The sequence below is a fragment of the Ginsengibacter sp. genome (assembly GCF_057362405.1).
Window position 1 is genome coordinate 1 of the sequence record NZ_JBMQQG010000162.1, and the last position, 9,274, is coordinate 9,274.

Genomic DNA, 9,274 nt, shown 5'->3' on the forward strand with positions numbered 1-9,274 from the left:
CCACCGGTTGCATTACCAAAACCTGCGCCATTCAGCGCCTTCGCTGCACCGGTACCTAAATTAACGCGTATCCCCGGGACGGTGGCATCATAAACCCCCAGATCATCATTGCTCGCATCGGTATAAGGTCCGCTACCCGGATATAAAAGACCTTCATTAGTAATCAGTTTTAAAGAATTGTTCACGAATTTTGTGCCTACCGGGATTGTATCAACGTAAAATGTATTGGTAGTAGAGGTGTTTATTTTAATTAATGCATGTATCTCAATCGTATCCCCCTGCTCTAAAGTTCCTCCGCCATTATTGCGAGTCAAATTAAAATAACTATAACTAAACTCAAGTTTCTGGGAAGATGATTTCAATGGAATAATTAAAGATGAAAAGCAGCATAAAAGTAAAAATGCCGGTACGGTTTTCTTTGCCCCGATTAAAGATGGTAACGTTGAAATTCTGTATGCCTCAATATTTAATTTTCCAGAATAAAATTGTTTCATATTGCCGTATTTATCGGATTAGAATGGAGTTTTCTGGGATAGCATCTATAATAAACGCTTTTAAACCTTGCTTTATTATACAAAAGCTAATGCAAAGAGAATAAACAACTTATCTCATTTTTTTGCCGAAGAATGAAATAATTTGTTTTGATTCTTCGTTTGTAAAATGTTGACCCGGAAACGTCATGTCTCTGACCATTATTCGAATGAAATCCGTGAAAAAAAATCAGCTATGTACCGTTCTTTCCTTTTTCCTGACAATTGTCAGCATTTGCTGTGTTGGGCAAAATGAGCCCTTTAACATCCGTGTTGTTAATCCGGGCTATCAGTTAAACTCGGCCTGGGAGCTTACCTGGGGCCCAGACGATTCATTATGGGTCACTGAAAATTTTGCTTATAAGATTGATAGAATCAATCCTACTGACGGAGGGAAAACCCAATTGATCGATATTAGTGCACTTAAAGATTTTACCAATCCGCCTATTTGGCCACAGGGAGGATTAATGGGAATGGCCCTTCATCCCAGCATGTACAGCGAATGGCCCAGTCCTTCGAAACCTTGGGTATATATAGCGTATGTATATCATTACGTTACTACCGCCGAAGGAGGAGGCGCCTGTGTAGCTAATACTACTAACAAGCCTTGTAATTATAAAACTAAAATAGTTAGATATACATACGATCGTGTTACGCATTCATTAAGTAGCCCACAAACGATTATTCAGACTTTAAATGGGAGCAATGATCACAATTCAGGAAGATTGAAGATTGGGAGGATAAACGGTATCGATTATCTTTTTTATACAATAGGTGATATGGGTGCCGGGCAATTTAATAATACCAACAGAACTAACAATGCGCAAACCAGAGATACACTTGAAGGGAAAATATTGAGGTTTAATCTTGAGCCCGACGGAGACGTAAGTATGCAGGACCAATGGATCCCAAACGATAATCCGTATACCGATGCTAACTCAAAAAAAACAGCTGTATGGAGTTGGGGCCACAGAAATGCGCAAGGTATTGCGTTTGGTTCCAATGGCATCTTATACCAGAGTGAGCAACAGGATAAAAGTGATGATGAAGTAAATATTATTGACAGTGCAAGAAATTATGGCTGGCCGAAGTTATCTGGATTTTGTGATGGAAATTATAACGGGTTAACCTTGGCGAATAAGCCCGTCATAAGTGAACAAACACAATGTGCTACATTAAATTCAAAGGATCCAATTTATACTTTATTTACAGACCTTAATCCCGGGGCGCTGGGAACTGATTATTTAACATGGCCGACGGTTGCGGCTTCCAGCGTGGATGTATATGAAAAGAATGTGATTCCAAATTGGAACCGCTCTTTACTCGTAACGTCTCTTAAAGCCGGAAGAGTTTTCCGTCTGCATCTTGATGCTGCAGGATCCAGTGTTCTTGATAGCTCCACAATTCCTGCAATGCGTGGGCAGGGCAGATACCGGGACCTTTGTATTTCACCAGACGGATTAAGAATTTATGTAGCATGCGATATTTCGGGACAAACTAGTGGACCAACGGGGTCATACAATGGTGGCGGGACTCCTCCTGCAAATGCCGGAAGAATTCTTGAGTTTACTTATACAGGGCCATTGCTAAACTTAGTACATGATTCTTTGCATGCTTACATAAGAAATACTTCGATTATAATTTCGCCCAACCCGGCAAGCGTTATTTTGAGTGTGAAAAGTATAAGAAACGAAATCAAGCCGTTACAATATAAAATTTATGATGCAACTGGTAAAATGGTCCTTTCGGGAAAAAGCAATAATGACTATTTTTCTATAAATGTTCAGAAGCTTACTGGAGGAATGTATATCCTTAAATTGTATAACGCTTACCAGATTAATTGTTCAACAGAAAAGTTTATTGTCAAATAGTTTTTTGATTTTCCCGATCACCAAAAACAAAAAGCGTAAGAAGATTTAATCCTTAGGCTTTTTGTTTATTGAAACGCCAATAATAAATAGAATCGAATTATATTTTCCCCACCATATCGGCAGGAACTACCCATTCATCAAATTGCTCAGGTGTTACATAACCAAGTTTTACTGCCATTTCTTTTAAAGTGGTATTTTCTTTGTGCGCTTTTTGAGCTATTTCTGCAGCTTTGTAATATCCAATTTTTGTATTTAGAGCGGTAACCAGCATCAGCGAATTATCTACATGTTTTTTTATATTATCTAAGATGGGTTCAATTCCTTTAGCGCATTTTTCGTTGAAGCTATTGCATCCGTCTCCTAAAAGGCGGGCACTATGCAGAAAGTTGTAAATCATTACTGGTTTGAAAACATTAAGTTCAAAATGGCCCGTAGCGCCTCCGATGCTTATTGCCACATCGTTGCCCATTACCTGCGCAGCAATCATAGTTAGGGCTTCGCATTGTGTAGGGTTTACCTTACCTGGCATAATGGAAGAACCCGGCTCATTATCAGGAATATGGATTTCTCCGATACCACTGCGTGGTCCTGACGATAACATCCTGATATCGTTGGCAATTTTCATGAGACTTACCGCCACTGTTTTTAAGGCTCCATGCGCTTCTACAATCGCATCATGTGCGGCAAGAGATTCAAATTTATTCTCCGCAGTTTCAAAAGGCAGGCCTGTGAGCTCTGCAATTGTTTCTGCAACATTTCTTGCATAACCGGGTGGAGTATTTATTCCTGTTCCTACAGCCGTACCTCCCAGGGCAAGCTCACTCAAATGCGGCAATGTATTTTTAATTGCTCTTAATCCATGCTCTAGCTGAGAAGCGTAGCCGCTGAATTCCTGGCCAAGCGTTAGGGGTGTGGCATCCATAAAATGAGTGCGACCAATTTTTACAATTGGCATAAATTCTTTTGCCTTTGCAGTCAATGTATCCCTTAGACTTTCAATTGCAGGTATGGCAAGTTTATTAAGAATTGTGTAAGCTGCAATATGCATAGCTGTCGGGAAAGTATCATTGCTTGATTGCGATTTATTCACATCATCATTAGGATGAAGTATTTTTTCTTTATCAGTAAGTCTGCCTCCGTTTAATACGTGGCCACGATAAGCGATTACTTCGTTTACATTCATATTGCTTTGTGTTCCACTTCCGGTTTGCCATACTACAAGAGGAAACTCATTATCCAGCTTGCCTTCAAGAATCTCATCGCAAACTTTGCCAATGAGTTCACATTTTTCTTTGGATAAAACACCTGCATCAAAATTTGTAATGGCTGCCGCTTTTTTTAGATAAGCAAATGCACTGATAATTTCTTTAGGCATTCGGTTAATGTCCTGCGCAATTTTAAAATTTTCAACGCTTCTCTGGGTTTGTGCTCCGTAATAAGCCGTTATGGGAACTTTCACTTCGCCCATCGTGTCCTTTTCTATTCTGTATTCCATTTTATTTTTTATTGTTATTATGTAGTTAAACCAAACAGTTAATTCAATTTGCCTGTGCTCCGGTCAAACAACCGTTCGTATTTTTTTCGTTTTGCTATTGTTCTTCTTCTCAAATAAATCATAATTAAGAGGTTGACTATGGTTAAAGCAATTACAATCAATATTAAATAGACTGAAACAACAAAACCGGACGAAAATTTGCCATTCCATAGTCCATTTTGCTTCGTATAATGAAACCGGGCATTTTCGAGTATGGCTAACGATATAACGCCGGCCATAAAATAAAAAACACTCCATAAAAAATAAATTCCATTGCCAGTTCGCCAGTAAAAAATGTTGGAAAGTAACAATAAGATAATAGAAAAAATCGTAACAATATTGTACAGGAGATCATTATTAAGATCAAACAAGCGAACTACATTTGTTGGGGGGCCATCGTTTTCTAAAACAGTATGTGTATGAAAAATCCAAAAAGCAGTAAACAAAATTATTACTGATAATAATAACAAAAAAACTCTGTCTATTATTGCCATCTTCATTTTCCCAAAGTTAACGCAACAATTGGCAAGATTTATATCTTTTTAAACAATCAGTTTCCTGTAAAGAGAGGCTTTCTTTTTTCTATAAAAGCGGCGGTTCCTTCTTTTTTATCGACAGACGAAAATGCTTCCCCAAATAATTTTATCTCTTTATCAAAGCCATTGGTGCTGCTATCACAACATGCATTAACGGCCTGTATTACTTTTGAAACAGCAATGGGAGATTTGGTAAGTATGATGTTAACTATCTCCCTTGTTTTTTCAAGAAGATTTTCTGCGGACGTTACATGATTTACAAGGCCAAGTTCTTTGGCTTCAGCTGCATTTATCATATTTCCTGTCATCATTAATTCCATAGCTTTCCCTTTACCAACGAGCATGGTTAAACGCTGAGTACCCCCATATCCTGGAATTAATCCAAGGTTTACTTCAGGCTGGCCAAATTTTGCACTATCACTGGCCAATCTAAAATGGCATGCCATTGCGAGTTCGCACCCTCCGCCTAATGCAAAACCGTTAACCGCGGCAACAACAGGTTTGGGGCAATTTTCAATTTTAAAAAAAAAGCTGCTGCCCTTTTCCCGCTAATGCTTCACCCGCGGCGTCGCTTAACTCTATGAATTCACTTATATCTGCGCCTGCAATAAATGCTTTATTTCCCTGGCCTGTTATGATAGTCGCTTTAATCGTTCTGTCATCATAAACAGTTTGCATCGCCTGTTCAAGTTCATCTAAAACTGTTTTATTGAGTGCATTTAATTTTTCGGGTCGGTTAATGGTAATAGTAAATATTCCATTTTCCTGGTCGGTTAAAAGTGTCTGATACATATCGGTAATTAATTTTTTCCAGGAAAGTATTTACGATTGACATACAATTAAAAAGCCCTGTGTTCTTTCACCCAATCCTTTATATATTCTGCAATGGTACTTGTTGGCGTGCCAGGAGAAAATAATTTTCCAACACCCATTTCGTTCAACGTTTTCATATCATCGTCAGGAATAATACCGCCACCAGTTAACAAGACATCATCCATTCTTTTTTCTTTGAGCAGTTGCAATATTTTTGGAAATACTGTATTATGAGCGCCTGATAAGATGCTTACCCCAATTGCATCAACATCTTCCTGCAACGCAGCATTCACAACCATTTCAGGCGTTTGCCGAAGGCCGGTATAAATAACTTCCATACCTGCATCACGAAGTGAAGTTGCGATCACCTTGGCGCCGCGGTCATGACCATCCAGGCCAACCTTGGCAACAAGAACTCTTATAGGTCTTTGCTTGGATGAAATATTATCTGCGCCAATTTTTTTTTGTACTGCCATGTTATAAAGATAAAAGGGCTTTTTTACAAAGCAGCCGTTATGTTTTTTGATTTAAAAGCGACAGGCCATGTTGTATTCTTCCTATGGTTTCTTCTTTGCCTAATACAGAAGCTATATCGAAAACTCCCGGCCCAGTTTTTTTACCTACCAACATAATTCGTAAAGGCAACATGAGTTCTCCGGGCTTCAATTGATTCGTTGCTACTATTTCTTTAAAAACATGTTCTGTTTCTGTTTCATTCCACAAGTTTATAAATTCGTAACTCCTGGCTAATTCATTAAAACAGAGATTTTTGCTTTCATTCCATTTTGACAAAATTGAAGCAGTGTCCAAGTCAACGGGTCTCACAAAAAAGAAACTTGCCTGTTCCCAAAAATCTGTAAGTAGCGTACATCGGTCTTTTACGAGATCAATGATTTGCAACAATTGTTTGTCATCGTGTATGGCGATACCGTTTTCAAGAAATACTTCATTGACGATCGATTTTAAATCTGAAGAATGTGACTTCTTTATCCATTCGTGATTGAACCATTTTGCTTTATCGAAATCGAATTTTGCACCACTTGAATGAACTCTTTCAATTGAAAATGTTTCAATTAATTCATCCATCGAAAAAATTTCCTTTTCGGTTCCGTCGTTCCAACCCAGCACGGCAAGCAAGTTTATAAAAGCCCCGGGCAAAAAACCAAGTTCTTTAAATCCCTTTAATACATCGCCGGTGTTAGGGTCAGTCCATTGCATGGCAAATACTGGAAAGCCAAGGCGGTCCCCGTCCCTCTTACTAAGTTTGCCGTTGCCATCGGGTTTTAAAATTAATGGAAAATGCGCCCACTCAGGCATGTGATGTTCCCATCCGAGATATTTCCATAACAGGATGTGAACTGGTGCGCTTGGCAGCCATTCCTCGCCCCGGAAAGCATGCGTTATTTTCATGAGATAATCGTCAACAACAACAGCAAGATGATAGGTAGGCATACCATCTGCTTTTATTAAAACTTTGTCGTCAACACTATTTGTATCCATTTCAATGTCCCCCCGTATCATATCCTTGAAATATACAAACTCGTTGGGTTCAATTTTAATACGAATTACATGAGGAAAATTTATTTTCAATAATGCAGCTGTTTCTTCGGCCGGAAGTGAAAGCGAGTTTCGCATATCGTTCCGTACATGATAACCATATTGAAGATTGCTTTTTCCTTCTGATTTTAATTTTTCTCGTAATGATTCAATTTCTTCAGGTGTATCAAAAGCATAATAGGCATGGCCCTTTTTTACAAGTTCTTCCGCATACTTTCTATACAGGTCTTTTCTTTCGCTTTGCCGGTAGGGTGCGTAGTCGCCTTTTTTATGCGGGCCTTCATCTGGCTCAATACCGCACCATTTTAAACATTCTGTGATGTATTGTTCTGCTCCTGGCACATAACGGCTTTGATCTGTATCTTCAATTCTTAAGATAAAATCACCACCGTGTTTTTTTGCAAATAGATAATTGTATAAAGCTGTGCGGACGCCGCCTAGATGCAAGCCTCCGGTTGGACTCGGTGCAAATCTTACTCTAACCTTTTTCATGTTACAAAGATAAGAGAGATATGACCTGTATGAAACCTGTAAAATAAAAAAACCACAGTTAAGTAGCTGTGGCTTTTCAGAATTTTATTTCTTAAGAATTGCTAAATTAATATACTCCTATATATGTAAGTGATGTACCATTGGGACCAGTCCAAACCGCTTTGTAGTAAAGAAGAACCGGGCAATTGCTTACTGGATTACCTGACGAGTCAAGTCCGAATGTTACCGTAGAGGTTACTTTTGGACCGGAATGTTGTACCTGGCCACTAACCAGGTTAAAATCGCAACTTTGGCTTACGACTAACGGTTCGGTGATAGTCGTATTAAATGCATTTCCAAACCTGTTAGTTCCGGCTACAGAGCCAGTGGTTGAGATCACAATACCATTATTGTATTTAAATACGCGGTTAAAATGAGTTTCCCAATTGCGTTGTTTATCATTATCAAACGTAACCGACATATTTGTGTCATCGATTTTATGAACGATGCTGTCTGTTGTAGCGAGGTCTTTCAAAAGTCCTCCCGAAACATTTGTAATGGTTCTTGTACCATTTATAACAACGCTTTTGCCATCTGCATTACGGGTTACTTTAAAGTTTGTAAACTGAATGGTTAAAACTGAATTTGCTTCTTTCCACCTAAAGCCCTGAGCAAATGAAATGACGATAGTGCCGGTTCTTGTTCTTCTTAGGTCACAGCTATTACCTTTATATACAATTGTGATCGTGTGCTGGCTACTGGCCGTGTCAACAGTAACGGTCGCATCACAAGGTAGCGCAAATCCCGGCGGTGTTTCAATACCTACAGGCGTCTGAACCGAGGACCCGCCATAGGCGTCAAAAGATGCATTAGCATCATTTGTAGCGATATCGGTTTCATTTGAAAAAAAGCTCTGGTCGTCGGCCTGGGCTTTTGTTTCAGTAGTGGTATCCGCTGATGTGCTATTATTATTTTTTTTACAGGAAGTAAATCCTATTGAAAAAGATACTATCGCGAAAGCGATCAAATGGTTTTTTAGTCTCATAAAGTGGGTTTTAATAAATAATTTTTAATGAATTTTAAGACAGTATTCTGTTCATAGGGTTTAATTCATTAAAAAGATTTATTTTTCTTACATGTTTTACCTTACAAAAACGCCTGTCTTTATTAAAAAATTGTACCCTGAATGTCTGTGGGATGTAAAAACGAGCGAAAACATAATATACCTCACATTTGATGACGGCCCAACTCCAGAGGTAACTTTCTATGTATTAGATGAGTTAGAGAAGTATGACGCTAAAGCGACTTTCTTTTGTATTGGAAAAAATGTAAAAGAGCACTTTGATATTTACAAAAGAATTATTGCCGAAGGACACAAACCCGGGAACCATACATTCAACCATCTTAATGGATGGAAGACAGATGACAGAAAATATCTTGAAGATATTAAACAGGCGGCTAATATGATCGACTCTGAATATTTCAGGCCACCTTATGGCAGAATAACAAAATTTCAGATTAAAGCTTTGCATAGTGAAAATTATAAGTTAAAAACCGTTATGTGGAGCGTATTAAGTGGAGATTTTGATGTAAAAATTTCGCCCGAAAATTGTTATCTCAATGTTATTAAAAATGTTAAGCCAGGTGCAATCGTTGTTTTTCACGATAGCTTAAAAGCCTTTCCCAGACTGGAATACGCTCTACCAAGGGTCCTTGATTTTTTTTCCGAAAAGGGTTTTCAATTCAAAATTCTTTAAAATTATTGCAAAAAAAATTGGGCCTGGGTAGATACCCAGGCCCGTTTTTAATCCGTACCCTATGAAAACTAGGGTGAAGTTAATTAAATATTTTTAACAAATCAACAACAATTTTTACTTGTGCAAGGTAATAATGTGGCTGACTCCATTTATGGTAATAATAGCTTTATTATCACAGGTTCCGTCGCCATAATCAAGAACCGCC

At 38.4% G+C, this 9,274-nt stretch carries 10 protein-coding genes; 2 read left to right on the plus strand and 8 right to left on the minus strand.

Annotation, left to right across the window (positions count from 1 at the left end):
* On the minus strand, nt 1-494 hold a 494-nt coding region (locus ACO1O5_RS13600; protein ID WP_486271075.1), incomplete at its 3' end, for a hypothetical protein.
* 215 nt (nt 495-709) lie between these two features.
* On the opposite strand from ACO1O5_RS13600, the gene ACO1O5_RS13605 reads away from it, so the two are divergent.
* A complete protein-coding gene (locus ACO1O5_RS13605) occupies nt 710-2,401 on the plus strand; it encodes a PQQ-dependent sugar dehydrogenase (protein WP_486271077.1) in 1,692 nt (563 codons plus the stop codon).
* A gap of 97 nt (nt 2,402-2,498) precedes the next feature.
* On the opposite strand, the gene fumC is transcribed toward ACO1O5_RS13605, so the two are convergent.
* The 7 genes from fumC to ACO1O5_RS13640 all read right to left on the minus strand — a co-directional run bounded on the left by fumC (nt 2,499) and on the right by ACO1O5_RS13640 (nt 8,357).
* On the minus strand, nt 2,499-3,896 hold the full coding sequence (gene fumC, locus ACO1O5_RS13610; RefSeq protein WP_486271079.1) for a class II fumarate hydratase: 1,398 nt from the start codon (nt 3,894-3,896) through the stop codon (nt 2,499-2,501).
* A gap of 38 nt (nt 3,897-3,934) precedes the next feature.
* Nucleotides 3,935-4,435, minus strand: coding sequence for a hypothetical protein (locus ACO1O5_RS13615; RefSeq protein WP_486271081.1), 501 nt, complete (start codon nt 4,433-4,435; stop codon nt 3,935-3,937).
* A 50-nt stretch (nt 4,436-4,485) separates the two neighbouring features.
* On the minus strand, nt 4,486-4,989 hold the full coding sequence (locus ACO1O5_RS13620) for an enoyl-CoA hydratase-related protein (protein ID WP_486271093.1): 504 nt from the start codon (nt 4,987-4,989) through the stop codon (nt 4,486-4,488).
* Nucleotide 4,990: 1 nt separating this feature from the next.
* Nucleotides 4,991-5,263 (minus strand): enoyl-CoA hydratase/isomerase family protein, encoded by a 273-nt coding sequence (locus tag ACO1O5_RS13625; RefSeq protein ID WP_486271083.1) that lies wholly within the window; start codon nt 5,261-5,263, stop codon nt 4,991-4,993.
* 47 nt (nt 5,264-5,310) lie between these two features.
* Complete coding sequence (locus tag ACO1O5_RS13630) at nt 5,311-5,760, minus strand: cobalamin B12-binding domain-containing protein (RefSeq protein ID WP_486271085.1); 450 nt, start codon at nt 5,758-5,760, stop codon at nt 5,311-5,313.
* Nucleotides 5,761-5,797: 37 nt separating this feature from the next.
* Entirely contained in the window at nt 5,798-7,333 is a 1,536-nt protein-coding gene (gltX, locus tag ACO1O5_RS13635; RefSeq protein ID WP_486271087.1) for a glutamate--tRNA ligase, read from the minus strand.
* Between the two features lie 106 nt (nt 7,334-7,439).
* Complete coding sequence (locus ACO1O5_RS13640) at nt 7,440-8,357, minus strand: hypothetical protein (protein ID WP_486271089.1); 918 nt, start codon at nt 8,355-8,357, stop codon at nt 7,440-7,442.
* A 91-nt stretch (nt 8,358-8,448) separates the two neighbouring features.
* Between ACO1O5_RS13640 and ACO1O5_RS13645 the strand changes: the two genes are divergently transcribed.
* Nucleotides 8,449-9,069 (plus strand): polysaccharide deacetylase family protein, encoded by a 621-nt coding sequence (locus tag ACO1O5_RS13645; protein WP_486271091.1) that lies wholly within the window; start codon nt 8,449-8,451, stop codon nt 9,067-9,069.
* The last annotated feature ends 205 nt before the right edge of the window (nt 9,070-9,274 follow it).